Annotated in this window: 18 protein-coding genes and 4 pseudogenes; 8 read left to right on the top strand and 14 right to left on the bottom strand. The window is 67.0% G+C overall.

All coding sequences use genetic code 11. From position 1 onward, the window contains the following. Window positions 1–47: 47 nt before the first annotated feature. Window positions 48–650 carry a TetR family transcriptional regulator gene (locus tag ACZ4MU_RS34285; protein WP_467883450.1) on the top strand — a complete coding sequence of 201 codons (603 nt, stop codon included), beginning with the start codon at window positions 48–50 and terminating at the stop codon, window positions 648–650. A 132-nt stretch (window positions 651–782) separates the two neighbouring features. Then, the gene (locus ACZ4MU_RS34290; protein ID WP_467883451.1) at window positions 783–1,199 is read left to right on the top strand and encodes a CBS domain-containing protein; all 417 of its coding nucleotides are present in this window, start codon (window positions 783–785) and stop codon (window positions 1,197–1,199) included. 93 nt (window positions 1,200–1,292) lie between these two features. On the opposite strand, the gene ACZ4MU_RS34295 is transcribed toward ACZ4MU_RS34290, so the two are convergent. Beyond that, window positions 1,293–1,619 carry an STAS domain-containing protein gene (locus ACZ4MU_RS34295; RefSeq protein WP_467883452.1) on the bottom strand — a complete coding sequence of 109 codons (327 nt, stop codon included), beginning with the start codon at window positions 1,617–1,619 and terminating at the stop codon, window positions 1,293–1,295. Between the two features lie 589 nt (window positions 1,620–2,208). Next, window positions 2,209–2,509 (bottom strand): annotated as a pseudogene (locus tag ACZ4MU_RS34300) (hypothetical protein). 166 nt (window positions 2,510–2,675) lie between these two features. Between ACZ4MU_RS34300 and ACZ4MU_RS34305 the strand changes: the two are divergent. Together ACZ4MU_RS34305 and ACZ4MU_RS34310 are read left to right on the top strand one after the other, a co-directional pair. Further along, complete coding sequence (locus ACZ4MU_RS34305; RefSeq protein WP_467883453.1) at window positions 2,676–3,221, top strand: hypothetical protein; 546 nt, start codon at window positions 2,676–2,678, stop codon at window positions 3,219–3,221. A 184-nt stretch (window positions 3,222–3,405) separates the two neighbouring features. After that, a complete protein-coding gene (locus ACZ4MU_RS34310) occupies window positions 3,406–3,912 on the top strand; it encodes a hypothetical protein (RefSeq protein WP_467883454.1) in 507 nt (168 codons plus the stop codon). Between the two features lie 534 nt (window positions 3,913–4,446). On the opposite strand, the gene ACZ4MU_RS34315 is transcribed toward ACZ4MU_RS34310, so the two are convergent. Next, the gene (locus ACZ4MU_RS34315; RefSeq protein WP_467883455.1) at window positions 4,447–4,959 is read right to left on the bottom strand and encodes an RICIN domain-containing protein; all 513 of its coding nucleotides are present in this window, start codon (window positions 4,957–4,959) and stop codon (window positions 4,447–4,449) included. Window positions 4,960–5,194: 235 nt separating this feature from the next. Here ACZ4MU_RS34315 and ACZ4MU_RS34320 point away from each other — a divergent pair, with 235 nt between their 5' ends. Both ACZ4MU_RS34320 and ACZ4MU_RS34325 read left to right on the top strand, forming a co-directional pair. Then, entirely contained in the window at window positions 5,195–5,362 is a 168-nt protein-coding gene (locus tag ACZ4MU_RS34320; RefSeq protein ID WP_467883456.1) for a hypothetical protein, read from the top strand. A 676-nt stretch (window positions 5,363–6,038) separates the two neighbouring features. Continuing rightward, window positions 6,039–6,647: an SMI1/KNR4 family protein gene (locus ACZ4MU_RS34325; RefSeq protein WP_467883457.1), complete on the top strand. Its 609-nt coding sequence runs from the start codon at window positions 6,039–6,041 to the stop codon at window positions 6,645–6,647. A 66-nt stretch (window positions 6,648–6,713) separates the two neighbouring features. Here ACZ4MU_RS34325 and ACZ4MU_RS34330 read toward each other — a convergent pair whose 3' ends face one another. The 4 genes and pseudogenes from ACZ4MU_RS34330 to ACZ4MU_RS34345 form a co-directional block, all read right to left on the bottom strand. After that, entirely contained in the window at window positions 6,714–11,051 is a 4,338-nt protein-coding gene (locus ACZ4MU_RS34330) for a golvesin C-terminal-like domain-containing protein (RefSeq protein WP_467883458.1), read from the bottom strand. Between the two features lie 264 nt (window positions 11,052–11,315). Then, window positions 11,316–11,600 (bottom strand): annotated as a pseudogene (locus tag ACZ4MU_RS34335) (ABC transporter permease); the annotation flags it as partial. Between the two features lie 598 nt (window positions 11,601–12,198). Then, window positions 12,199–13,043 (bottom strand): annotated as a pseudogene (locus ACZ4MU_RS34340) (IS5 family transposase). Window positions 13,044–13,273: 230 nt separating this feature from the next. Then, window positions 13,274–13,461: pseudogene (locus ACZ4MU_RS34345) on the bottom strand (transposase); the annotation flags it as partial. Between the two features lie 624 nt (window positions 13,462–14,085). Between ACZ4MU_RS34345 and ACZ4MU_RS34350 the strand changes: the two are divergent. After that, a complete protein-coding gene (locus ACZ4MU_RS34350) occupies window positions 14,086–14,289 on the top strand; it encodes a hypothetical protein (RefSeq protein ID WP_467883459.1) in 204 nt (67 codons plus the stop codon). Window positions 14,290–14,304: 15 nt separating this feature from the next. On the opposite strand, the gene ACZ4MU_RS34355 is transcribed toward ACZ4MU_RS34350, so the two are convergent. From ACZ4MU_RS34355 to ACZ4MU_RS34385, 7 genes are all read right to left on the bottom strand, one after another. Further along, the gene (locus ACZ4MU_RS34355; protein ID WP_467883474.1) at window positions 14,305–14,805 is read right to left on the bottom strand and encodes an NUDIX hydrolase; all 501 of its coding nucleotides are present in this window, start codon (window positions 14,803–14,805) and stop codon (window positions 14,305–14,307) included. 671 nt (window positions 14,806–15,476) lie between these two features. After that, a complete protein-coding gene (locus ACZ4MU_RS34360; protein ID WP_467883460.1) occupies window positions 15,477–15,758 on the bottom strand; it encodes a hypothetical protein in 282 nt (93 codons plus the stop codon). Between the two features lie 188 nt (window positions 15,759–15,946). Beyond that, window positions 15,947–16,321 carry a transposase gene (locus ACZ4MU_RS34365; RefSeq protein WP_467883461.1) on the bottom strand — a complete coding sequence of 125 codons (375 nt, stop codon included), beginning with the start codon at window positions 16,319–16,321 and terminating at the stop codon, window positions 15,947–15,949. Beyond that, entirely contained in the window at window positions 16,322–17,590 is a 1,269-nt protein-coding gene (locus tag ACZ4MU_RS34370; RefSeq protein WP_467883462.1) for an ISL3 family transposase, read from the bottom strand. It lies immediately after the preceding gene. A 218-nt stretch (window positions 17,591–17,808) separates the two neighbouring features. After that, window positions 17,809–18,036, bottom strand: coding sequence for a hypothetical protein (locus ACZ4MU_RS34375; protein WP_467883463.1), 228 nt, complete (start codon window positions 18,034–18,036; stop codon window positions 17,809–17,811). A 575-nt stretch (window positions 18,037–18,611) separates the two neighbouring features. Continuing rightward, window positions 18,612–19,121, bottom strand: coding sequence for a hypothetical protein (locus ACZ4MU_RS34380; protein WP_467883464.1), 510 nt, complete (start codon window positions 19,119–19,121; stop codon window positions 18,612–18,614). Between the two features lie 212 nt (window positions 19,122–19,333). After that, a complete protein-coding gene (locus ACZ4MU_RS34385) occupies window positions 19,334–23,071 on the bottom strand; it encodes an nSTAND1 domain-containing NTPase (protein ID WP_467883465.1) in 3,738 nt (1,245 codons plus the stop codon). A gap of 1,002 nt (window positions 23,072–24,073) precedes the next feature. Here ACZ4MU_RS34385 and ACZ4MU_RS34390 point away from each other — a divergent pair. Then, entirely contained in the window at window positions 24,074–24,328 is a 255-nt protein-coding gene (locus tag ACZ4MU_RS34390; protein ID WP_467883466.1) for a hypothetical protein, read from the top strand. Window positions 24,329–24,578: the final 250 nt, after the last annotated feature.

The raw sequence follows: 24,578 nt of genomic DNA on the forward strand, positions 1-24,578 counted from the left end.
TGGGCGAGTGCCCATACTTGCAATGGGGCTGAAGGAAAGGGGCAGTTGTGTCACCTCGCGGAGTGGCGATCCCGGACTTGCGGGAGCGGCTGTTCGCGGCGGCCGAGCGGGTGGTGGCCCGCGACGGCGCCGCCGCTTTGACCAGCCGCGCGGTCACGGCCGAGGCGGACTGCGCCAAAGGCGTCCTGCACACGCACTTCGCCGGCCTCGACGAGTTCGTCGCCGAGCTGGTCCTCGACCGGTTCGCGCGCAGCGCCCGCCAGGCCCAGGCGCTGAAGGCGAAAGCCGGGACGGCCACCGTCGCCGACAACCTGCAAGAAGTCATCCTGGTCCTGCTTAAGGCCCTGCCTCCGGCCGTGGTGGGGCTGGCCATGACCCGCCCGGCGGCCGCGCTGCACACCCGGCAGGGCTTCCAGGCCGGCGCCCCGGCGTTCGATGCCATCCAGCACGCCTTCACCGCCTACCTCCAGGCGGAGCAGCGCGGCGGCCGGCTACCCGCCGACGCCGACACCGCCACGATCGCACTCGCGCTCGTCGGCACCACTCACCACCTGCTGATGACACGCCCGCCGGCAGGGGGCGAGAACGCGAAGGCGACCATCCGACGGCTGCTCGCCCTCGTGCTCCGCGGCGCCCCCAACTGCCCATGACGGCAACCGGATGACGCGGGCACCGCTCGCGCCATGTCCACGACGCAGCCGGGCATACGAAAAGGTGTGGACCGGCCCGGGCACGGCGAAGGCCCGGGCCGGTCACTTCGCCTTCGACGACTGGAGAAAGACGTGACGACCGCGCGAGAGATCATGACGCCGGGTACCGAGTGCATCGGTGCCGGGGAGACGGTACTGCTGGCAGCGCAGAAGATGGCCGAGCTGGGTGTGGGCGCGCTGCCGATCTGCGGCGAGGACAACAAGCTCAAGGGCATGCTCACCGACCGCGACATCGTGGTGAAGGTCCTGGGCGCGGGCATGGACCCGGCCTCCTGTACGGCCGGGGAACTCGCCCAGGGAGAGGCGGTGACCATCGGCGCCGATGACGACGCCTCGGACATCCTGCGCACCATGACCAGGCACAAGGTACGACGGCTGCCCGTCATCGACGGCCACGACCTGGTCGGCATCGTCGCTCAGGCCGACGTCGCCCGCGCCCTGCCCGACCCTCAGGTCGGCGACCTCCTCGAGGCCCTCTCCACCGACTGACCTGCCGGAAACCCGCCAGAGTCCGGCGCCCCGGGCTGCTCCGAGCAGCCCGGGAGCCTCCGGCGCCGCCCCAGCGGAGCCGCCGGTCGCTGTTCACGCCGCGTGGGCCGGACACAGCACGGCCCGGACGCCAGTGAGGGCGAACAGGCGGTCGACCGGTGCCCCCAGGTTCGTCACCATCAGCACGGTTCCCCCAGCGGCGGCGCGCTGGCGGGCCGCCAGCAGCACGTTCAGCCCGGAGCAGTCGCAAAAGCCGACACCCGACAAGTCCACCCTCACCTCGACAGGGCAGCGGTCCAGACACCGGGCCAGCGCGTCGGCCAGCCGTGAACTGCTGGCGTAGTCGATCTCCCCGCCCAGGTACAGAGCGGCGTGCTGGTTGGAGGATCCGCTCAGGCGTTCCAGCACAGTGACGGCCATATGGAGCGGCTCCCCCTGCCGACGGCCGTCAAACACCAGGGACCCCAGGCAGACACCGTTGGGGCAGGTAAACGCGGCGCCCGCCCGTGCCGTCAGGCAGCCGGGATGCACGCCCACCCCGCGGCCTGCCGCCGCAGATCGCGACGATGGCGCGCCGGATCGCGGAAGCTCTCGAAGTGCCGGAGCCAGCCACCGCGTGACGGCGAGGGCCGCAGCATCGTTGGACGGTGCGACCCCCGAGCCGGGCCCCGGGGACGTCATGGCTGATCCCCCGGGGCCCGTGGTGTGTCCGGCCGGTCAGATCTTCCCGGCCGCCGTGGCGGCGGCCCAGGCGGCGGCTTCGGGGGAGCACCGTCCTTCGGGCTGGGTCCTGGCGAACGTCCGCGAGGGACGGGGCCCGGCCCGCGGTGTGCTGCACGCGCTGGACTGCCAGGAAGCGCCGCAGGGCGCGCCATTACTCGATGTGCCGCGCGCCCTGGACGTCGCGGAGCCCCGGGGACACAGCTGTGCACGCTGTGCCGGTGCGCGCAGGAGCTGACGCCGATGCTCCGCGGCTTCAACCACATCACCGACGCCTGACCCGCGTCGGTCAGGGTGTGTCGCCGCAGTAGTGGAAGCGGCACACCACACGGGCCCGGTGGCCAGCCTCGGGGCGTCGGGGAGCGGGTCGTACAGCGCCCGGCCGCCGGGTCACCGCCCCAGCTCGGTCATCAGGGCGACGCCGTCCTCCATCTCCTCTAGCCTCCAGCCCGTGATGTCGAGCAGCAGGCCGTCCAGCTGGCCGCCGACCAGCGCGGCGTACGTCTGGTGCGGTAGCGGGCCGGGGTTGGGGTCGTCGTGGTCGCAGCCGTACACCGGCCGCGCAGCAGCTGCTCGTCACCATCGTTCAGCCGACCAGCGTCCCAGCCACCGCGGACAGCGGAAGGCCGGCGTCGACGGTGTAGCCCTCGATGATGAGCTGCCGGGCTTGCTGGCGGATCTCCCCGGCGGTCATCCGCACGACCGTCAGCCGCTCACAGTCTCCGCAACGAGGCGACGGTCCCGGCCGCGCTGTATGTGGCCGCGATCCTCAGCGAGCCGCGCACCTACCTGCCGGTCGACAAGCAGGCCCACGACTTTCCCGGCCCCTTGCGCGCCGCACTGCTGGGCTGGCTCGACTCGGTTGCCGACGCAGCCAGCGACGAAGTGGCTGCGATCAGCCGCCGCACCGGCTTCCCGCCGGAGGAATACCCTCCATTCGTCCAGACCTGCCTGCTCCGGGCCGTGCTCTACTCCGCCGTGACGGCCTTCCTTCGGGACCCGGACCTGCACGTGCGCGAAGCAGCAGTCGCTGCCTGCATCCCCCTGCTCGACGACCAACGCCTGAACCATCACCGAGAGAAGCTGGTCCCGCTTCTGCGGGACCCCTTGGCTCTGAGCGAGCTCTGGCAGCACCGCGAACGGGCGATCGAGACGCTTGAGGCATGGGGGGAGAGCACCGCGGGCCTGCAGATGAAACGGGATGCCTTCGCCGTCTGCGACCCGCGACCCGCAGGACACCTCAACGTCGACGACGGCGCCTCCCCGATCCCCTGGGGCCGCGTCGACGATCTTCCGTTCTGACTAATGATCGAATAGACAAGTGAAGATCGTCCACGAAATCGCGGACAGAGCCAGGTGCAAAGAGCTGTCCGCCAACTTCAGGACGCCTTCGCCCGCATCACTGCTGGCGTCGCCGACGTTCCACAACTTGACTCAATGCTGCCGCAACGGGCTTCCGTGCGGCCCGCCCCGGAAGGCTCACCCCATGCGCACCGCCCCTACGCGGCGCCTCCGCTCACGCGCAGGGCTGGCTCTGGCCAGCCTGTTCGCCGCCCTCGTCGCCCTCATTGTGCTGCCCGGCACGGCCTGGGCCGCCTGCGCCCGCTACACCTGTGACGGCCACGACCCCAACGTCCAGACCTGGCAGAGCGGCCCCTTCACCGCGTCCGGCCCCTACGACTTCGGCAGCGGCTTCTCCATCGAGTTGCGCAAGGGAACGACCGACGGAGACCCCTACGCCTGGGCCCGCGCCCGCTTCCCCGGCGGAAGCAACGAGAACGAATACACCATGTATGTCGAGCGCTGCCACCTCGACCACACCGTCTGCGAAATCCTCGGGCAGCGCCAGGTCGGCGGGTCCTGGACCACCGGCTCCACCCCTAACTACTACCTCACCCATTCCGCCATGTACTACGACCCCAGTGACCGCACCATCCGCGCCTGCCTCTACCACAACGATTGGAACAGCCGCACCTGCACCGGCTGGGCGTAACGCCCGGGTCTGACGGCACACCAGCGCTGACACATATCCTGGATCGGGCCCGCCAGCAGACCTCACGTCGGCGGGTCCGATTTCGGACGACCGTGGATCGCCGCAGGGAGTGCCACCCGGGACCTGCATAGGTGGATGACGCCCATACAGGCGTTCGGAAGCACCCGACGGACGAAGCGGGCGGCGGAATGATCGCGCGGCTGTCGAATAGCCCCAACCTGACTGGCTCGGCTGTCCCCCGGACCAGTAGCCGGGCGTCTCCCCCACAGCGGGGGGCGAATGCGGGCACCGTGTCACAGCCCCCTGCCAGCGCCAGGCCCGCGTGGCGAGCTGGGGCTTCCCTGCTGCGATGTCGACTTCGCTGAGCCAATCGGCGGCGATCAGCAGTGTGCGACCTGCTCAGCTGGGTCTTCGGGCGCTGCGCGTAGGCGCGGGTGCGCGCGCTGCGAAAGCGTGTGCGCGTTGCGGCATCACGCCCGGCCGGCTGAGGGCTGTTCGGTGAGCCCAGCTACAGGGCAGGACCCGGACGCTGCATCAGTATCGCATCATCCAATGCTGCTCCGGCGGGTAATCCGAGGCACAGGTCCAAAGCGTGAGATAAGTGCCATTGCCCGCCGAACCACCCTTATTGGTGAGGCACTTGTCGGAGTAGTTGGTGTGCATGGACCAGTCGCTCGACCAGAACTGCTGGCTTCGGTTGGTGCCGCTGTTCTCGCACGGCCACAGGGTGAGTACCGCGCCATTGGTGCCGTATGCGTCGCCCTGCGGAGTCAGGCACTTTCCACTCGCCTTGTGAACGATTTGGTAGCCGTCGTGATCCCACTTCTGCAGCTCGTCCCCCGTACATGTCCACAAGGTGATGATGGTTCCGTTGGCGGTGCTGTTGCCCTTCGGCGTGGCGCACTTGGCGGGGTACCAGGTGCCAGGGCCAACCGGGGTGTAGAGCTCGCCCCAGTTGGGGCCTGCCGCCGAGGCCTGCGACATCGTGGCGGCATGGAAGCCAACCGCTAGCAAAAGTCCCGACAGGAGGGCTATTGGCTTGCGCATGACATACCTTTCATTAGGAAGAGGTGGTGTCTGTAACTGCGGTGATCTTAGCTCGCTCCGGCGGGTGGGATGTGCGAGGCGTGCACCGTTTCACCGCGATCCGTGAAGCATCCCCTGTGTCGGCATCGGCCGCGGCCGCCACCGATGGACTCATGCTGCAGTGCGAACCGGCCATGGCGTGCGCGGTGTTAAGCACAGAGCCGTCCCGCCTCGCGGCCCCTGGTACGGCCGCTCCTTGTGCGGCCCAGGCGCCGCGCGGATCGGCCGCTACCATCTCGACGCAGACTACTGGTTCGACCCGCTGCCGCACGCCGACTCTATGACCGTCCCCGGCTGGACCGACACGGAGATGCCCCTGCCCGCCGAGCTCCTCGAACGTGGAAGGGCAGAGGCCGGCTTCTGACGCGGTGTCTGGCGCGGAAGGTTATCGGGCATCCGGCTTGGCGCAGCTCAGTTCCGTCCGGTCGGGTCTGCTTCGGGGTCTGCAGACGGACCGCGTGCCCGCTCAGCGCGGCCCAGGGCCTTTTCCGTATAGCCGACTTGGGGATGGGTGCGTGGCCTCGACGACCCGCGTTCCTGGAACGGCAGCCAGCCGCACGCTGAGCCTGGATTCTCTGTGGGGGATGGCCGCGTAAGACTGGTGCCGTGGTTCGAGCGCGGCGCCCACTGGCTCTGACTGACATCCAGCACCACTTCGCAGAGACCAACGATGCCACCAGCGCAGCGGTGCGTCCCTTGTGGAGTTTCCGGGCGCCGCGCGAACGGCGATATAGACCACCGTGACGACCGGATCCGCGTTCAGTCCGTCCTGGCCCGCATCTGCGTTGACCATGGCCGCCGCAGCCGAAGCTGCCAGCAACTGCAGGACGGCCGGCCATCCCGCACGGCATGCGGTCGGCCGCTGCTCGGCTTCTGGGGCAACCGGAAGATTCCGGCCCTTAGTACTGCAACGTGGTCGTGTTCCCCCCTCGCCCAGTAACAGCCTGCACCCGCCCCAGGCAGAAGGGGGACAGTACAAGTGGAACAATGGTACCGCTTGACATAGACGTCCGCTGATACGGAGCAGCTAGGAGGACCGAATGGATCAGTCTGCCTCTGATGGACCGTTTCACTTCGAACACCTTTGGAAAAGGTTCGAGGATTGGCTTGTGCGCAACGCCCCGGACGAACACGCCGCGCTGCGACCAGGCGCGTCCGATGCGGAGATCCACACGCTAGAAGCCGGCATCGGATTCCAGCTCAACGGCGATCTCAAGGCGCTGCTGTCGATGCACAACGGCGTCACGCCGCGTAAGTCGAGCATGGAAGCCGGTGCGTTCTTCCTCGGTTACAGCCTCCTAGGTACGGAGGGGATCCTGGAGTGGCAGCAGAACCTCGCCGAAATGACAGAGGACGCCGAGGAGGAGGGATATGAGGAAGAGGTGGTCGGGCGTACTGCCCATCGGCAGTGGGTTCCCTTCGCTCAGAAATTCAGTGGCGATCTGCTGTTCATTGACCACCGGAGCGAATATTACGGAAATGTCGGAGAGATCTCTTTCGGTTCGCCCGAGTATGCATGGCTCTGGCCGGGCATGGGCCTGATGATGGACGACATATGTAAGGCAGTGGAGGACATGTCGCCTCTCCCCCCTGTGCGCCGTCGCCCCTCCATTCATGATGGGCACATGCTGGAATGGGTCGTCAGCTGACCTGCAAAAGAGATCGGCCCTCCAGTAGCGACTACCTGGAGGGCCGATGCCATGGGGGCCTAGCGGCTAGCTGATGTTGCAGACGGACTTGATGTCACAGTACTCGAATCCCGTCTGGACGTAGTACGGATCGTTGTCCAAAAGCCGGATGTCTGATGTGAACCGCCCGAGTTCACCGCCTGCGGAGGTGTTCTGGATTGCCGGAACTGCTCCCCGGCCGCAGACCTCATTCCAGGTGGGATACGGGTAGTTGGGGTCGAGCTCCAGGAGTCCTGTGTTCTTGTCGTCATACATCTGCACACAGTATTTACCTGAGGGCAGCGACTGCCCGCCGCTTTCACGGGACTTCGCGAAGGGATATTCGTCGCAGCTCCCTCCGGTCGCGTCCGGATGCGGCTTCCATTCCGCTACAGCCAGATCACACATCACATCCCTGTTGCCCTTCGCTTTGCTGTCGTCGGCGAGGCGGTGGAGCGGCTTATTGTACTTCTCGCTCCCCGGGTGGGAGGCCAGCTTCTCCATGATCACCCAGTAGTACGCGGCTGCGGCCGGGTACTTTTTCGTGTTCAGCTGCAGAGTGGGCGTGTACTTGTAGAAGACGCAGCCGGTGTTGCCGGCCACCTTGTTGTCACAGCGCAGGTCGAACCCGCTGTTGCTCCACTTCGGCACCGCCTTGACAGCGGATTGCGGAGTCGACCAGGCGGTAGTCCAGTCGAGGTTGAGGATCTGATCGCCGCCAGCGATCTTGTTCCACGTGTAGGTGTTGGTGCGGGTGGCCACATGGGTGTCACCTGCAGTCCAGGTGGTGCTTCCCGTCCAGGGACCCTGGGTCTCGGCGCATCCCGTCGTCGGCCAGCAGTTCTCGTCGAACGACGTGAGGCTCGTGGAGCTGATACCCGTCATGTTGATCAGCGATATCTCGGTCCACGTTGTGAACTGAGACGACTTGGGATTGAGGTTGATCTCCTGGATGATCTGCATGACCGCGTTGCCGATGGGAGCGCCATCGCGGGTGGCCGTCAGGGGGACCATGCCGCGCAGACAGCCTTCTGTCCGAGTCAGCATGGCGCTGCCGTTCACATTCTTGCACCAGCCGACAGGGCCTGTGCCGCCTGCTGCGGCGGCCCTGGGCTTCGAGGGAGCGGGCGCGGCCGCAAGCGGCGGGGCCTTCTTCTGCATCTTGGAACTGAGCGGCTTGTACTCGGCGCACAGGGTGACGCCGTCACCGCCTACCCGGCACGAAGAAGCATGTGTCGGACCTGCTGCGAGCTTCTGGGCGGCAACCTTCGCGGGCGCCGTCTCCTTTGCCCTCTGCGTTGCCACGAAGTCGATATCCGGGGCGTTGGGGTTTTCAGCAGGGATGTGGATTTCTGGCAGGCCGGAGTAGTTGCCGGGTACGAAGGCGACGGCTCCCCAGGCGATGTCCTTGTCCGCGGTGCCGCTGCTGTTGGCGTTCGACAGCCTCACCTCGGGCTGCTGACCGTTGAAGCGGTAGGCGCCCAGGTCGACCCACTTGCCCGCGTTGGCGCCCTGGTCCACCGTCTTGTTCACGGTGCCGAAGGGGGTGACGATCTGGTAGATCGCTTCCTTGGTCTGGGCTCCGGTGTCGGGGATGTGGGCGTAGACCTTGGCCTGTCCCTTGTCGACCGGCTTGCCGAGTTTCCAGGCGCCGTCGATGCTCATGACGCCGCCGTTGCCGCCGAGGTGGGCGACGTTGCGGTCGTGGGCGTACCAGAAGTGGCCGCCGTAGCCGCCTCCGATCTGGTGCAGGTCCGCCTTGGCTTCGTAGCGGCCTTCCGCTCCGGGGGTGAAGGTGAACTCGAAGCTGCCCGCCGAGCTGGCCTTGCCGCAGTCGCCCCAGGTCGGGGTCCCATCGGGGACAGAGGCCACGACCAGAGCGCCGGCTGGGGCTCCGGTGCAGACCGGTGTGCCGTTCTTCAGGCGGGTGCCGCGGCCCGGTTCAGAGATCAGCGTCTGGTACTTGATGCTTTCGTGGCCGCATTGACTGGCGCAAGCCTGCTTCCAGGTGGCGTTGGGCTTGTTCCACCAGAACTGGGCGTAGCAAGCCTCGTCCTTGCAGTTGGGCGGTGTGTCCGGGTCGCAGTTGTTGGCACTGTTGCAGAAGACGCCCAGGGGCGGTGAGACGAGGCTGCGGGAGGAGTTGACGTCCCACCAGGCGGGCCGGAAGCCGGCCGAGGAGAAGCCGGATTCGCCCTTCCAGTCCTGCCGGCCGTCGGTGCCGTAGGAGAACCCGGTGTCGATCGACCAGGCGGCCCAGCCCATCACCTTTTCCTCGTACGGCCAGTCCTGGGGGTGGGCGGCGTCGCGGTTGGCTTCGGTGCCGTCGACGGTGGTGTCCATGAAGGGGTGGCCCCAGCTCTTCTTGTAGAGCGGGTTGGCCGGGTTGTTGTACCAGCCCAGGCCCCAGTGGCCGCCGTGCGCGGACGCTTCGGAGGGCGGGTTGAAGCCGAGGTTGTAGTTCCAGACGGCGGTGAACCAGTTCTCCACCATGGACGGGTCGTCGTTGTTGACGGTGACCTTCTGCCCATCGGTGTGAACCTCGTTCCACTTGCTCGCGAGGATCTTCATCGAGGCGGCGACATTGGTGGCGTAGTCGATGGAAACGAGCTTCTGCAGCGCCGGGGACAGGCTGGTCTCGCCCGTTTTCTCGTGCCCGGCCAGGCGCATGCCGTCGGTGACCTGCCCGACGCCGTAGCCGCAGTCGGACTTGTCCCAGTGGATCTGCCAGGAGGCATCGGGGTTACCGGCGACGGCCTTGTGGCCGTAGTAGCCGTCCACGGCCGCCAGCGGGTTGCCCATCTGGCCGGGGATGGCACCGGACTCGGCCTGCCACAGGTTCGACTCCTGCGCCATGATTCCGAGTAGCACGTTCGCGGGGATCTTCCCTCCGCCATTCAGCGTCGGCGGCGGGAACAGACCCTGCGGATCGATGGTCCCCAGACCGGCTTGGTCGCGGTAGCCGCCCTGGCGGAGGTAGCCGGCCCGGAGGTTGCCGCGCACCGCCATGTCGACGGCCCACTCGACCTGGTTCGGGGTCGGCTGCAGCGCCTGCACGTTCACGTCGTTGCGGGAGACCGCGCACCAGCGGTCAGGATCGGTGGGGTCGTTCGATGCCGCTGCCGCGCCGCGCAGCATCTTCGGGCGCGCGGGGGTGGCTGCCTTGAGAGCCGGGGAGAGACTGATGGCGGAGCCATCGGTGCTTTCCTGCTGCACGCTCTGGGCCAGCTTCACCCCAGTGCTGGTGGCGGTACTGGTGACGGTGACCGGCTCGCTGGCAGTATCGGCCGATGCGGTCGGTGCCGCTGACCGTTCCTGCGTGGGTTTGACCTGGGAGAATCCCTTGCCCGCGTCCTTGACCTGCTTCAGACCCGCGCGGATGCCGGGGGTGAGGACCGGGTCGACGGCCAGGCGGCCGTGGGAGGAAACGTCCGTGTTGGCCGGGGCGTTGATCGGGGTGACACCCGTGCTTCGGGCCGCGGGAGCGGTGGCGGGGTGGCCGGTGAGGAACACCTTGCCCGCGTCGCCCTGCATCAGGTCGAGGTCGCCGAGCTTACCCGTGGCGATGGAAGCCGGTTTGCCCTTGCCGGTGAAGAGTTTGGCGTGGGCGGTGGAGGTGTTCTTGCGGTCAACGAAGGCGACCTTGCCATCAGCGGCGGGCCGGATATCGAACGGCGTACTGTCCGCGTCCGTAAGGTTCTTCACCTTCCCGGAGCGGTCCAGGTGCACCAGGTGCTTGCCGAGGGCTGCGACCGTCCCGTCCTTGACCGGGACGGCGCTGGTGAGCTCACCCTTTGCCGCGGCCGAGCCAAGGGTTTTGCCGCTGGTGTCGACGGTGACCAGGCGCGTCTTCGTGCTCGCCGGGTCGTTCATGTCACGGAAGGCGGTGAACGCGGCCGTGTGGGTGATGGTGTTGCAGGACGGGTCGAAGTAGGCCAGCGACGCGGTGAACGGCAGCTTCACCACCCGCCCGGATTCCAGGTCGACGATCGCGGTGAACGCGCCGCCCTGCATGAGGTCCGGCTTGTTCGTGAAACTGCGCGGTGCATAGACGACAGCGGCGTGGCCGCGGTCCATCTGGCACTGGTTGCCGATCCAGGAGTCCGCGGGCATGCCAGGCTCGGACAGCGTGGCCACCGTCTTCCACGTGTACGCCTTGCTGCTGTCCGCGACGAGGATCTGCAGCCCGTCCCGGTCGGCGGCGGCGGTCACTGCGCGGTCGGGACTGGACTGCCAGTCCTTACCGAGCTTCTTGCCCGGATCCTGCACCTGGCCTGGCGCCGGTGGCTTAGCGGGTGACTTAGGCGTGGGTGTATCAGCCCACGCCGATATCGACAGGCCGGGCATCAGCCCGGTGAGGAGGGCGGCAGCGGCGACCGCGGTCACCGGCACCCTTGCCCTCTTACTGAGTCTCATCAGATCTCCTAATGGATGTCCACCACCCGCACAGCTGGCAGGCGGCTACCGGTACGCAGGGGGCGTGGTGCCCGGCGCGTGCCGGAAGTCATGAGTGGGAAGCCGCCACAGGGCGAGCACGGACAGCACAGGCGCCGGCTGAATCCCGTGGGGGTGCAGCGGGCCACTGCTGTGTGCGTGGCTGGGCGGCCCGGACCCCCAGGTGGGCTGCCGGGGGCTTGTTGTTGTGGGGCGTTAGCGGCGCAGTGCCTCGGCTGGAGGGATCCGTGAAGCGCGCCATGCGGGGTAGAGGCCGGCCAACAAGCCCGTGACGAGCCCGAGGCCGGGGGCCAAGGAGAGGGCGAGGGGGTTGAGGACGGGGGTCCACTCGCGTACGGCAGAGACGGTGACGACACTGCGGTGCCGGTCGCCGTGTCGGCCAGGCCCCCCCAGGAGGCCGAGGGCGATCGACTCGGCGAGGAACTGGAGGGTGATGTGGTGTCCTCGCGCGCCTATGGCGCGCCGCAGGCCGATTTCGCCGGGGTGCAGCGGACAGTGTGCACCTCGGCGACCGCCTGGGCTCGCAGGCCGCCGAGGACGGCGGGGCGCCGGGGGAACCGGCTTCAGCTACGGCCGACCGTTACCCAAAAGACCCGTGGGCGGGCACAGTTGGCCACGGGCGAGAGAAGTGAATGTCCTCATCAATGAACCCCCTGAAACGCATTTGTACGCTCACGCCCCACGGGCGCGGTGTGTTGGCGAGACTCACTCCAGGCCAGCGTCCCCCCGGCCGTACGAAGCGATTGCTCGCGCAACTTCCTGATCATTAGATCATCTTGATAGATGTCTAAAGTGGGCATATATGTCATACAGGACATCAAGAAATAGCAAAGTTATGGGTCTTCTGTGATGCCGTGTGCATGTGTGGGGTGATGTGTGCTCGGCTCCGCGTCGACGCCGCCGAAGTCGCCGCCCTCAGCGACACGCTTTCTACCCGACATCACCGTCACCGCACGCGCTGCACCTGCGACGATGCCGCGCCCCGGGGGCGGGGAGGCGGCACCCGCCGTCGGATGTGTTGTCAGCGTAGGGGTTCTGTCTCCGGGCAAACAGCCAGAGCTAGGCAGTTTCGTTTGGATCACCGGGCGGACCAGAGGAAGATGCCGGCGATGTGGAGTCCGGCCAGGTAGATGGTGGCGGTCTTCTCGTAGCGGGTGGCAATGCCTCGCCACTGCTTCAGTCGGTTGATGCACCGCTCGACGGTGTTGCGCTGCTTGTAGGTCTCGCGGTCGAAGGCTGGTGGCCTGCCGCCTCGGCTGCCCTGGCGGAGCCGGTGGCTGCGCTGGTCTGCGGGGACGGGGATCACGGCCCGGATGCCGCGCTTGCGCAGGTGCTCGCGGATCGCGCGGGAGGAGTACGCCTTGTCGGCCAGGACCAGGTCCGGCCTGGTGCGAGGTCGGCCTCGCGAACGGGGAACGCGCAGGCGGGCCATGACCTCGGTGAAGGCAGGTGCATCACCGGCCTGGCCTGCGGTGAGCACGAACGCGAGGGGCCGGCAGCGGGCATCGGCGGCGAGATGAATCTTTGTGGTCAGTCCGCCGCGGGAGCGGCCGATGGCGTGGTCGCCGGGTTCGCCTGCCGGGGCCCCTTTTTTCGGGCCCCGGCCGCATGCTGGTGAGCCCGCACGATCGTGGAGTCGACCGAGACTGCCCAGTTGAGGTCCTCGTCCGCGTCGGCCCGGGCCACCAGAGCGGTGAACACCCGCTCCCACGTGCCGTCCACGGCCCACATCCGCAGCCGGTTGTAGACACCTCGCCAGTTGCCGTACTTCTCCGGCAGGTGGACCCACTGTGTGCCGGTCTGGAACTTGAATGCGATCGCGTCGATCACCTCACGATGGTCACGCCAGCGGCCACCCCGCTTCGGTGTCCGGTCCGGGAGCAACGGCTCGATCCGCGCCCACTGTGCGTCAGTCAACGGCACACCCGGACCAACGACCGACTGATCCAAACGAAACTGCCTAGGCCGTGTCCGGTGTTCCACACGGTCTACGGCCAGGGCATGACGGTCGCGGCCATCCACAAACTGCTGCTGCGCAACCTCCTGCCCGCGCCGGCGGCCTCAACGGTGCCAGCGCTGTCTTCCAGCAGCGGGCTGCCCGTTCGGCGCGCTACCTGAACCGGCTGCTGAGCGCAGTGGGCCACATCCAGAGGTGCCCTTGACCAGATGGCAAACCGCCGGTGCACGGTCGACTTCGACGCCTCGAAGCACGGCGGCAAAACACGCCAGGCACAACCGCTGACCGGCACGTAGACAATCGCGGCGAAGACTGCCTCGTCATCAATATCCGCCACCGCGCCACCCCGCCGCCCTGCGGACGCACACGCGCCAGCGGCAGCAACGGCTTGGCGAGCTCCCATCGGGGTCAGACCACCTGCATGGAGGGACTTCATGGACCGTAATGGGCAGGACAATCTGCAGGCACAAGGGGAATCCTTGAGCGCATGACATGGGCACCAGGGAGCCGGGCGGTACGGGATCGGGACTACGTGGCGCGGGTTCGCAGGCACCGGCCCAGTGCTCTGCTGCCGCTGATCGCCCGGGCGTCGGCAGCCTACGCGCTGGAGTCCTCGTGGCTGCAACAACTTCGAGGGCGGCGGCATGCACTTCACCGCCCGTAGCGGAGCGATCCAGCACCTCCTGCGGTGCTCGGGATGCCGCAGCGGCTGGAGCAGGCGATCAAGGAACGGATGCCGGAGCGGTCGCTGCTGGGGATCGTGGCGCGCACGGCGTACTGGATCGAGTGGTGGCACCGGTTCGGGCCGGCCGCCGGGCCCGAGGCCTGCGGCGGGCCACACTGCGGGGTCAGGGCCGACTGCAGCGGCGAGGCGCCGGCGCGACCCGCCTCGCCGAGCGCCCTTCAGCAGGTTGCGGTTCGCCGCAGCTATGCCGTCCTCGCCCGGACAGACTCACCCTGGCTCTTCCCCGGCGGCCAGCCTCGTCGCCCGATCAGCGTCTGGGCCCCATGGGCGAACGTCTCCGCAAACTCGGCATCCGGCTCGCCGAGACCCGGTCGACAGCCCTGTTCCAGCTCGCCACCGAGCTGCCCGCCGCGGTCCTTCCCCGCACACTCGGCATCGACATCACCGTCGCCGTCAAATGGCAGCGAGCCGCCGCCGGAGACTGGGGCGCTTACGCCGCCGAGGTCAGCCGCCGGAACAGCTCCTGAGATCCGTCCCCCTGGTCAACTCCCGCCGACGAACCCGTTCCGGACGAAACCAAGGTCGACCGGCGTCGCCGGTGCACCGACTTTCCGCACGTCGGCGAGGAGTTCGGGCAGCTGCGGCGGCCACAACGGCTCACGACCACCAGACAGATCAGATGGCGACCACCATCGCCACCGCAGGATCTTGTCTGCGGCATGCGAAGCAACAAGGTCACCGACTGGGTCCCGGCGGGGACCATGCGTGAGGAAGATGTGCTCGTGCTGGCGAACCGGCACCCCGGCCCTGGTGAAGTCGTGTTCCCACAGGCACAGCAGGGTGTCGTCGATCTCGATGTCGGTCCATCCGGTCTCCTCGCGCAACTCGCGCTCAGCAGCTTGCAGCGGCGACTCACCTGGCTCCAGCCCGCCGCCAGGCATCGCCCAGTGAACGCCGACTTCCTCGTTGTCATACCGGAACATGAAGACCGACCCCGCCGGGTCCAGGACCGCGACTCTGGCTGCTTGTCTAGGTATCCGCATCGGGCCAGCCTGCCAGTGCCGAACACCACTGTCGATCATGCCTGCGGCTGGGGCATTCGGATAGTTCCAATACCCGAGCACACCATTAGCCATCTACCCTGCCGAGACCATCGAGGCACACCGCGGCTTCATCTCCCGCCGGCGAACACTCCGCCCGGCCGAGGAATACCGCACCCCCACCGACGCCGAGTGGGACGACTTCCTTGGCCACTTCGAGCGCCGGAAGCTCTCCGTCGGCACCTGCGCTCGCGCTTACGGCACAGCCTGTATCCATGAACACGTCCCGTTGACCGAACTAACTGTGACGCATTCTGGGCCTCGCCCGAGATCAACGGACCGTAACTGCAAGGGGCTTCTGGCTCCGGCTGGACCTCTTTGGTCACTGCGTGTGGTGGGGCGGACCTGCTTTCATCGCGTGTCGTCGGGTACGCAGGCCAGCGGAGGTACGAATGCCAGAGGACAGCACGACGGTCCGGGACGTGGCGGCCCTGAGGGTGGAGCGGGTCGGCCGCGTGGAGAAGAGCGGTGACCCGCTGCGGCCGTTCCGGCTCCTGGACTCCGATGGCACCGAGGTGGCGGCGGTCAGTGAGTTTCGGTTCTGGCACAGATCTTGGGGAGTGGTCGCGGAGGGTGACGGTGTCGTTCGATTGAGGGCGCGGGACCGGGGTCCCTCAGCGTTCTCGCATTCTGGTCCACCACCAGCCGAACACCGCCAACTCAATATTGTTGGGGTCGGGCAGGGTGCGGCGCTCGAATTCCTCATCGATGCGTGTGACCAGTCGGCCCAAGTCCCGTTGCGCTCCGGGAGGAAGGTGCCGCATCGCCCACTCGAGGTCATCACGGGCATCTCCCACCCCGGGCGATTCGAACTCGGAGGCGTCCAGGTAGCGTCCCGGCTGGTTAAAAGCTCGCTCGAAACACGAGAGCGCATTGGCGACCGCGTTGGGCCACATCTCCTGGTCTTCGACCCGGCGGATCGCTGCACGAGTCCGCGCGGAGACACCGCGGACTCTCAGGACCGAACACTGCCATCGTGGCCGCCACCGCTCTGCGTTGACGGCCTTGGGACGCCTACGCGGCATCGCCCTTTCGGATCAACATGAGGCCATCCTGCCACGGCTGGGCGGCTGCTCGCGCAGTGTTACTGGAGCAGGATCATCTTGCGGAGGAGTTCAAATCCGGCTCGGCCGTAGAGCTGGCGCTTGATCTTCTTGATGCGGTTAACGGCGCCCTCGATGCTGCCGGAGCTCCAGTCGAGAGTGAGCCCAGCTATCACGGCGTCAAGGTCCCGCAGAAGGTGGAGCGCGAAGCCGGTGAGACCGGGGAGCTGGCTGTGATCGACTGCCTCGATCCAGGTGGGGAGTGTGGAACCGAGGCGGTCGGTGAGTATCTTGCCGAAGTCGCGGACGTGTCCGGCGGCTGTGTCCAGTTCAGGGCAGCGTGCAAGGACATTCTTCAGGCCGGCCCGGTCTTCCTCGCTCAGCGTAGTGGGGTGTCGGGTGAGCCAGCCGGTCACCTAACGCACCGTCGGAGGTGGGGGTGGCGTGCCGGCGGGAGTCCCGCGGAGGGTGGCGATGTGGGCGCGGACCATCTGGTAGGTGATGGGCGCGTTGTCGGCGACGAGTTCGCTGTGGAGCAGGGTGACGCTGGTGCATCCCGCGGCGAAGCGTCGCTCCAGGTAGAGCTTGTAGGGGTCCAGTCTGCTGGGGCGGGGCCGGTTTTCGCGGATGGTGTCCTGCCAGTTCGCGGCGTTCGCGTATCTGAGCACGGTGTTGAGGCCCCATCCCAGGTGCCGTGCAATCGCCCGGCGTGAGTGACCTTGAGCAAGAAGCTCGTGGACCAGGGCATGTGCTGCCTTCTTCCGCTCGGCCCTCCGGCCGACGGGCACCGAGTCGTCCTGCGGCAGACCGGACGCCAGCCGGGTGGCCTCCGGCAGGATGCCACCGGGCGAAGAATTGCGTAGGCAGTCGCGGTGGGCGGCGACGCAGGTCTCCACGGCGCGGCCGAGGCCCTGCCACAGATGGAACCGGTCAGCGACCTGCAGAGCATCAGGGGCACCGCGGCGGGCACCCTCGGCATAGGCGCCCGCCCGGTCCCGGCAGATGATCTCCACGCCGGGGTGGCGGACAAGCCACGCGGCCAGCGGTCCGGCTTCACGCGTCGGGAGCACGTCGACCACGCGATGGTCTTCGACGCTGGTCAAGACAGTGGAGTACGTCTGGCCGCGGCGGATCGCGAAGTCGTCCACGCCCAGCACACGCGGAGTGCTGAACCGTGGATCGGGCAATGCCATGACCCTGCGTAACAAAGTCATCCTTCCCGCGCCGAAACCCAGCTGGACAGCCAGCCGGGCACCGGCCCGCCCGGCCAAGGCGAGCCCCACTTGCTCCAGGGCCCGGTTGAGCCGAGTGGTGAACCGTGCGTGCGGGGCGGCCAGCCGAGAGAACGGCTCGGCGAACGTCCGGCGCGGGCAGTCCACCGACCCGCAGATGAAGCGCCGAACCGTCAGCCGGATCACAAAGCCCTGCTCAGCGAGCGGAAGGTCCTTCAGCCTGCGCTGGTAACGGTCGTGGACTCGGCCCGAGAAGCGGCCGCAGTCCGGACATGCAGCCCCGGCCGCGCGGCCTATCGCCACCACCTCGACCGTGCCGAACGCGGCCGTAACCGCCTCGACATCCACATCGTCGATCCCCTCGAACACCAGTGAGCCCCAGAACGGTGCATCGGTCTGCATGACCAGCACCATCACCGTCCACAACCGACCGCAGCAGCGATCGGCAAGCACCTGAGGGAGCGTCACTTCCGACTGTCAGACGACAAGGCGTACGCCGTCTCACACGAGCCAGTCTCCTCGCAATCGAACATCGAGGTAACCCTCCGCGACCGCTCCCCCAGATCTGTGCCAGAACCCACTACTGCTCGATAAAGCCAACGCCGCGAAACTCCCCGACCAGCGCCGCGCCGAACTCAACGCCCTCGGCATGCGCTGGTAACGGAAGGCGGTCAGTGGGCGGCGCCGAGCTTGCTGAAAGTCCAGCGGAGGACTTCTTGGTCGACTCGGGTCCGACCGGTGCGTTCGAGGGCGGTGCGGGTGAGGACGGTCAAGCGGGCCCAGTTGCGGAAGTTGCCGTGCGCGGCGCGGCTGTCGGCGTAGGTGATGTCGTCCGGGTCGGCGTCGGCCCAGATGGGGTGGTAGAGGGGGACGGTCTGGAGGGTCTGTCGGCGGAGCATCTTGCAGGCTTGTTCCACGAGCCCGGCCTCGGGGGACTCCGTTCTCCTGGACCATCAAGATCCAAGTCTCTCCGGTGTCCAAATAACCGAGGTCAGGGCCCATCTCCGGTCATCCACTGCATGTGTGGGCTCCACCCTTCGCGACGAAACTGCGCTGGGAACTGACCGTCGACCTGGTCGAACGCGACGCACTGCGGACCCTGCCCGCCGAGTGCGCCGGCACGCCCGTGGAAGTACAGCCCTTGCCGTAGGCCAGCAGCTCGGCGATACGACGGTGCCCGCATGCGGCTTCCTGCGCTGCGGGCACCGTGATCTTGACGAGGCGCGGCCCTTCCACACCCCCCATCGCGCGGCGGGAGGCCGCGGATGCGGGCATGGACGGATCCGCTCCTACCGGGTCAGGGCGCGGGCGACGGACTGGGCGTGCTGACGCAGCGGAAGGTCCTGCTGTCTGGGTGATGGCGGGTCGCATCTCGGCCCGGTGGCTGGCACTCTGCCCCGGGGCCGAGATGTGACATCCTGCCGAGTTTCCACCAGGCGCCTATATGTGTTCGGAGAGCGGCTCGGACTGATCGTTAGGTGAGGTTCTGCTGCGCTTGGTACAGGTCCACCTGGCCTTCGGGGCCAGTGAACGGACCGGCCGGGTCGGGGTCACCCACGTTATTCAGGCAGCCAGTGAGCACGAGCGCCGCCCCCGGCACCGCACGGGGCAACACCGGCCGCCAGCTCTCCAGCTCGTAGCTGTCCCCGGTGACCCACTTGCTGCCTTCGTGCGGGACCTTGATCCACGAGTGCAGCTGGTGGCATTCCAACTGGTCCCAAATGGTGTCGGCCAGTCCCCCGTACAGGCCGGGCACGCAAATCTGGATCGCGTGCCACTGCTCGACCACGGCGTCACGGGGGGTCCATGACGTGAAGGCGTTCGACCGGGCTTCGGGCGTGGGTGTGAGCACAATCTGGAACTGGTCGTTGCCCCAGGGCACGACCTCGATCTTCTCCACGAACTTGCTCGAGCCGCAGTAGGGAGCGGCGCTGGCAGTCGGGGCGAGTGCCACCAGGCCGAACAGCGCGGTTGCCAACGCCATGAGGCAGGCGGCTGGCTTGCGTCCTCGGAGCCGAAGGCGTGTTCCTCGTTTCGTGATCAAGTGGTTTCCTTTCTGGTTTCGGGCCCTGGGGACCCGCATGTGTCGAGACTGCTGTTGAGTCCGATATGACGACCATGACCAGTCCGTGCCCGCGTCCGCTAGCCTAAATGCCCAGGTTGGACAGGGGATTGGACAGTCATGGGGCACCGAATTCATGAGCAGGGCGGGTCGTACGCGCGGTCAGATGGTAGGTACTTGGTCCATTCCTTGGGTGTGAGTGGGTCACCAGTGGTGCTGCAGACCAAGGCGATGGCGGCGTCGGTGTCGGTGGTCCAGATCCAGGCCTTCTTCTCGTTGCTGCCAGCGACGAGGAGCCGTGTGTGGGGCTGGTAATTGATCGGGTGCATGGCACCGGTTCCCATCCGGAGGGTCACGTACAGGGTGGGTGCGTCCTGGCCGTGCAGGTTCCAGATCCCGACGGTGCCGTCGCCAGCGGTCGCGGCCAGGCTGGTGCCGTCCGTGGTGAAGGCGGCGGAGAAGATGTAGCCCTCCGGCCCGGTCAGCGGTTTTCCGACGGGGTTCGGGTGGGCCGGGTCGGTGATGTCGTAGAGCCGGATGGTGCTGTCGGCGAGACTGACGGCGAGCAGCGTGCCGTTCGGGCTGATTACGGCCGAGTAGATGTAGTGATGGGCCGGGGTGAGCGGGGTGCCGAGGAGGCGGGGGGTCTTCGGGTCGCTGATGTCCCACAGCCGGACGGCTTGATCGTTGCCGGCGGCGACGAGGATTTTGCCGTTCGGGCTGAAACCGACTTCGTTGATGAATCCGGTGGACGTGCCGGGCGTGGACAGTTCTCTGGGTGTCTCGGGTGTTCGGACGTCCCACAGGTGCACGGCACCGTCGCGGCTGCCGGTGGCCAGCATGGTGCTGTCGGGGCTGAAGGCAAGGGTCTCGACCTGCATGGTGTGGGCCTTCAGCGGTCGCCCGAGGGGCGTCATCCGGGTGGGGTCGGTGATGTTCCAGAGTTGTATGGTGCCGGACTTGCCGTGTCCCTCGGCGAGCAGCCGGTTGTTGGGCGCGAAGGCGAGGGTGCCGGAGAACTTGTCCGGGTTGGAGATGGGTGCACCAAGCCGGTGGGGGTGCTGGGGATCGGCGACGTCGAGCAGCTGCAGGTCGGCGCTTCCGAGGGCGAGGGTGTTGCCGTCGGGGCTGAAGCGGGCGGCGCTGACGAGGTAGTCCATACCCTCCACCGTGGGGGAGTTCACGGGCCACAGACGGGCGGTGCCATCGTCTGCACCGCTGATCACGTTCTTGCCGTCGGGGCTGAACTTCACGGAGGTGACGGGGGAAGGATGCGGCATCGTGGCAATGACGCGGCGGCTGACGACGTCGACCAGGCGGACGCCGTTGTTGCTGTCGGAACTGGCGATCGCGAGGGTGGCACCGTCGGGGGAGAAAGCGACTGCATTGATGTAGGTGGCTGAGCCCTCGATGGCCGGGCCGGCCGGGGCCGGGTGGAGGGGGTCGGTCGTCGACCAGAGGTGTACCAAGTTGTCGGCGCCGCCAGCGGCGAGTAGCGCGCCATTTGGGCTGAACGCGAGCTGACCAATGGCCTTTGTCGCTCCGGCTGCGATGGCCGGCGCGGCCGGACGGCGCGGGTTGCTGATGTCCCAGATCTGCACGGTGCCGTCGTCGGTGCCCACGGCGAGCTGCTGGTTGCCTCGGCGGAAGGCCACGGACTTGGCCGGTGACGTGTCGTTGGCGCGCACCGTCCCGCCCAGCGGCTGCGCCGAGGAGCCTGTGATCGCCCACAGGCGCACGCTGCCAGCGGCTACGTTGTTCACCTTCGCTTCCGCGATGGCGGCGCCCATCATAGTGCCGTCCGGGCTGAAGGCGACCGAGTAGACCTTCGCGCCCAGGCCGGTCAGAGGGGGCAGCGCGGATGGGGCCATCGGGTTGTGGGTGTCCCACAGGTGGATGCTGCCATCCCCGCAGGACGCGGCGAGCAGGTTCCCGTTGGGCGAGAACGCCAGTGCGTAGATCTTGCCGCAGGTGGCGCCGGGCAGGTCGGGCCGCGGTTTCGGGTGACCGGGAACGGAGAGGTCCCAAAACCGCACGGTGTTCTCCGCGGCGGCGGCGGCGATTGTCCCGCTGGGATGGATCCCGACCGCGTTCATGATGCCGATGTTCTGGCCGCCGAGCATCCGCACTGCCGGCCGCAACGCGGTCGCTTCGATCAGCGCGGAGCGTGCCTCGGTGGTGGGAGAGATACGGAACGCGGTCAGCGCCAGCTGGCGGGCAAGGCCCATGTCCTTGCCGCGCACAATGCGCGCCTGGCTGGCCAAGGTCCGCGACTGGGCGTCGTCACGCTGCTGTCTGAGTTCGCTCCGCTGCTGCTCAAGGTCGCTCGCTTGATAGGACACGACCCCGACCAGCGTGCCGGCCGCAACCACCAGACTGATCAGGACGAAGATTGTCACCCACAGCCGACGGGTCCTGCGCTGTGACCGTTTGACGGAGGCGTCGATGAACACACGGGACAGCTCGTTCACGTCCTCGGGACGGTTCTCACGCCATGCTCGCGCGGCCTGTAACCGAGTCGCGGTGTAGAGCTCGGCGGCAGGCCGCCCCGCTTGCTCCCAGTCGCGGGCATCGGTGGTGACCTGCTGTGCCACGAGCCGGGCGCCGAGGTCGGCATCGAGCCACCCGCGCAGCTCAGGCCAGGCGACCATCAACGCCTCGTGCGTGATCTCCACGGTGACTTCGTCGATGATGAGCAACCGCCGCTCCACGAACCGGTCCAGAACCACCTCGAGCTCTGCCTCGTCGTTGTCGACTTCGGTGAACAGATCGTCCTGCGATATCCGGCGGCGGGTAGCTGTACCGGAGGGCTGAACGTGCACGAGGCTGAGGAACATGCGCCGCGCAATGGTCTGCTGACCGGGGTTGAGGTCGGCGTAGATCTTCTCTGCGGTTGCACGTAAGGCGCCCTCGACGCCGCCGACCGCAAGGTAGTTCTCCTTGGTCATCTCCTTGCCGCCGCCTTGCTGCCAGGTCATCTGCAGCGCGTGGGACAGCAGGGGCAGGATGCCCGCCTGATGGGCGAATCTTCCTCCACGTGCGGAGATGTCTCCCAGCACCAGTTCCACGAAACCGGGCTGTGGGTTGGCGTTGCAGGCGCGGGCCGGCTGTTCGATCACACTAGCCAGGTCTGCTTTGTCCATCGGTTCGACAAAGACAGGTGGCCTCTTCCTCGTCAGGGAGCGCACCGCCTCGCGTTGCATCACGGCGTTGAGGAAATCCAGCCGCACGGACAAGATCACGATGGCGGCCGAGGGCACCGATGTCATCGTGCGCAGCACGGCGAGGAACGCCTCGAACGTCTCGTCGCTGCCGGGGCCGTCCTCAGCGCTCACCATGGCACGCTCGAACTGGTCCAGGATCACCACTACGCGGGTGTCCTGTGCGGGGGGCTCTTCGTGGCCCGCTGCCGCGATCCGCATCATCAGGGACGCGACAGAGCCTGGTCCCACGCTCAATGCCCGGACGATATCTGCAGGATCTGCCTCCACATAGGAGGCCACGGCCCTGCCCAGGTCGTTCAGCGGATCCGGCTCGCTACTCTCGGAGCTCACTCTCACGACCGGCCAGTTGGCACTGCCTTGCAACTCGTCGGCTCTGAGGGCCGGGACGACCCCAGCATTCAGCAGAGAGGACTTGCCCGTTCCGGATGCGCCAGTCAGCAGTATCGCGCCACCCTGCGCCCGCAGTATTTCCATTTCATTTAGAACGCGCGTGACCAGTGCGGTCCGCCCGTAGAACACCACGGAGTGATCGGAGTCGTAACTCTTCAGGCCGCGGTAGGGCTCGGCGATAGTCAGCCGATGACGCGGGGTCGACCGCAGCTTGCGGGCTGCACTGAGCCACGCCTCCAAATCAACCTGCTCGGTCACACCCAGTGTCCGCAAGACGAACACGAACGCTGGCTCATTGACTGCCGAGACAATTCCTCCCTTACCCCAGTTCTCGATCGTTGAATGACTAACGTAATGCACCTCCGCGCATGCTCTCTGCAGCTTACGCAGGGATATTTTTGAGCGGGCGCGCAGTTTTTTCAGTGCGGCACCGAAGGCGTATGGATCTTCACACTCCTCCGGCGAGGGTGACATCGATCTCTGCGGCGGTTGCTCGCTCACTGGACTCCTCCGGGGGCCACAACTCGGGATACCCGTGACGGTACTGCGCACCACGCCGAGTTTTCGCGGTGCGGGTGTCCGATCGGCTGTCCAATTTTTCGTCTGCGCTGGTGAAAGCGCTGAGCATCGGAAGATGTTGATATTGAACAGTTCACGAGCCGCACCTGGACCGCTAAATACCGCGAGTCCGGTTAGCGCACAACCCCGTGAAGATACGAACAGATGCACGAGATCCACGCCCCCCGGAATTCGGTGGGGTGCGGTACGGCCCAACGGCATGCCATCTGCCCCTTGGTTCGGAGCGCTGTTGGTGATCAGGGATCGCCGCCCCGGTGGATCGGATCTCGTCGCGAAGGTGGATTCCGGAAAATGAGGTAGTGGTGGACACCGCCCGGAGTGTCTAACCTCCTCGCATCCTGTCCGACGACCTGGAAACACGTGTCCGACTACGTTGCGAGCAGCGAATCCTACCACCCATTGCCGCAGGAGACTGTCTAAAGCACCGTCTCATCCCCTTCCACGGGAGAGCCCTGCTGGACGATCCCGGCGGGTTTCTGCTTTTGGACAGTATTTCCTTCCTGAGGGTTATGTGGTCAGTAATACGGTGACCTCGCTCCCGCGCCTGCCCCGTGAATGTTCCGTAGCTAGGTTCCAACTCCGATCGGAGCAGGCAAGATAACCAAATTTCGAGTCGGAGCACGCATCGGCCAGCCACCCATGGCACACCGGGTAGATCCATATCGTTCGCAGGAGGACACTGTGACCACCTTGTCGCCCGTGCAGGGCAACCCCGGCCCGGACCAACCCGCTTCACCGGGTCACGCCGTCACCTGGCCACAGGTCGTGATGACCTTTGGCGTGCTGTACTTCACCGGCTGGATGCTCACCCGTGGGTACGACTGGTACCTGACGTTGTTGATCGCCGGTGGCGCCGTCACGGTCGCTACCGGCCTGGCCCACGTCCCGCGCGGGATCGTCCGAGTCGCGCGGGTGATCAGCCGGGACGCGGAGTGACCCGTGAAGGGGACGACGACCCGAAGCGCCGTGCCCACGCTGGTCCCTTCTGGACGAAGGCAGGTCCATCAGGAGGTCCTCGTGCAGGCGACGGCCTGGGCGTGCTGGCGCAGCGCGAGGTCCTGCCTCTCCCAGGTGGCCGCGACGTAGTTCAGAAGTTCGGCCGCGGCGCGATCCTTCGCACTCGGGTTGCTGATGAGGAGCCGGTCGGCGGCGTCGGGGACGTCTTCGGCCGGGGCGGGGCACTCAG

It is taken from the genome of Streptomyces sp. NPDC026377 (genome assembly GCF_055567715.1).

Excerpts from the sequence above, each read along its gene's own strand:
- ACZ4MU_RS34295 (WP_467883452.1), bottom strand. The coding sequence starts at position 1,619 with ATGGCCGTCACTGTGCTGGAACGCCTGAGCGGATCCTCCAACCAGCAC.
- ACZ4MU_RS34310 (WP_467883454.1), top strand. The coding sequence starts at position 3,406 with ATGCGCACCGCCCCTACGCGGCGCCTCCGCTCACGCGCAGGGCTGGCT.
- ACZ4MU_RS34315 (WP_467883455.1), bottom strand. The coding sequence starts at position 4,959 with ATGCGCAAGCCAATAGCCCTCCTGTCGGGACTTTTGCTAGCGGTTGGC.
- ACZ4MU_RS34325 (WP_467883457.1), top strand. The coding sequence starts at position 6,039 with ATGGATCAGTCTGCCTCTGATGGACCGTTTCACTTCGAACACCTTTGG.
- ACZ4MU_RS34350 (WP_467883459.1), top strand. The coding sequence starts at position 14,086 with ATGGGCGAACGTCTCCGCAAACTCGGCATCCGGCTCGCCGAGACCCGG.
- ACZ4MU_RS34355 (WP_467883474.1), bottom strand. The coding sequence starts at position 14,805 with ATGCGGATACCTAGACAAGCAGCCAGAGTCGCGGTCCTGGACCCGGCG.
- ACZ4MU_RS34360 (WP_467883460.1), bottom strand. The coding sequence starts at position 15,758 with ATGTGGCCCAACGCGGTCGCCAATGCGCTCTCGTGTTTCGAGCGAGCT.
- ACZ4MU_RS34375 (WP_467883463.1), bottom strand. The coding sequence starts at position 18,036 with ATGCTCCGCCGACAGACCCTCCAGACCGTCCCCCTCTACCACCCCATC.
- ACZ4MU_RS34380 (WP_467883464.1), bottom strand. The coding sequence starts at position 19,121 with ATGGCGTTGGCAACCGCGCTGTTCGGCCTGGTGGCACTCGCCCCGACT.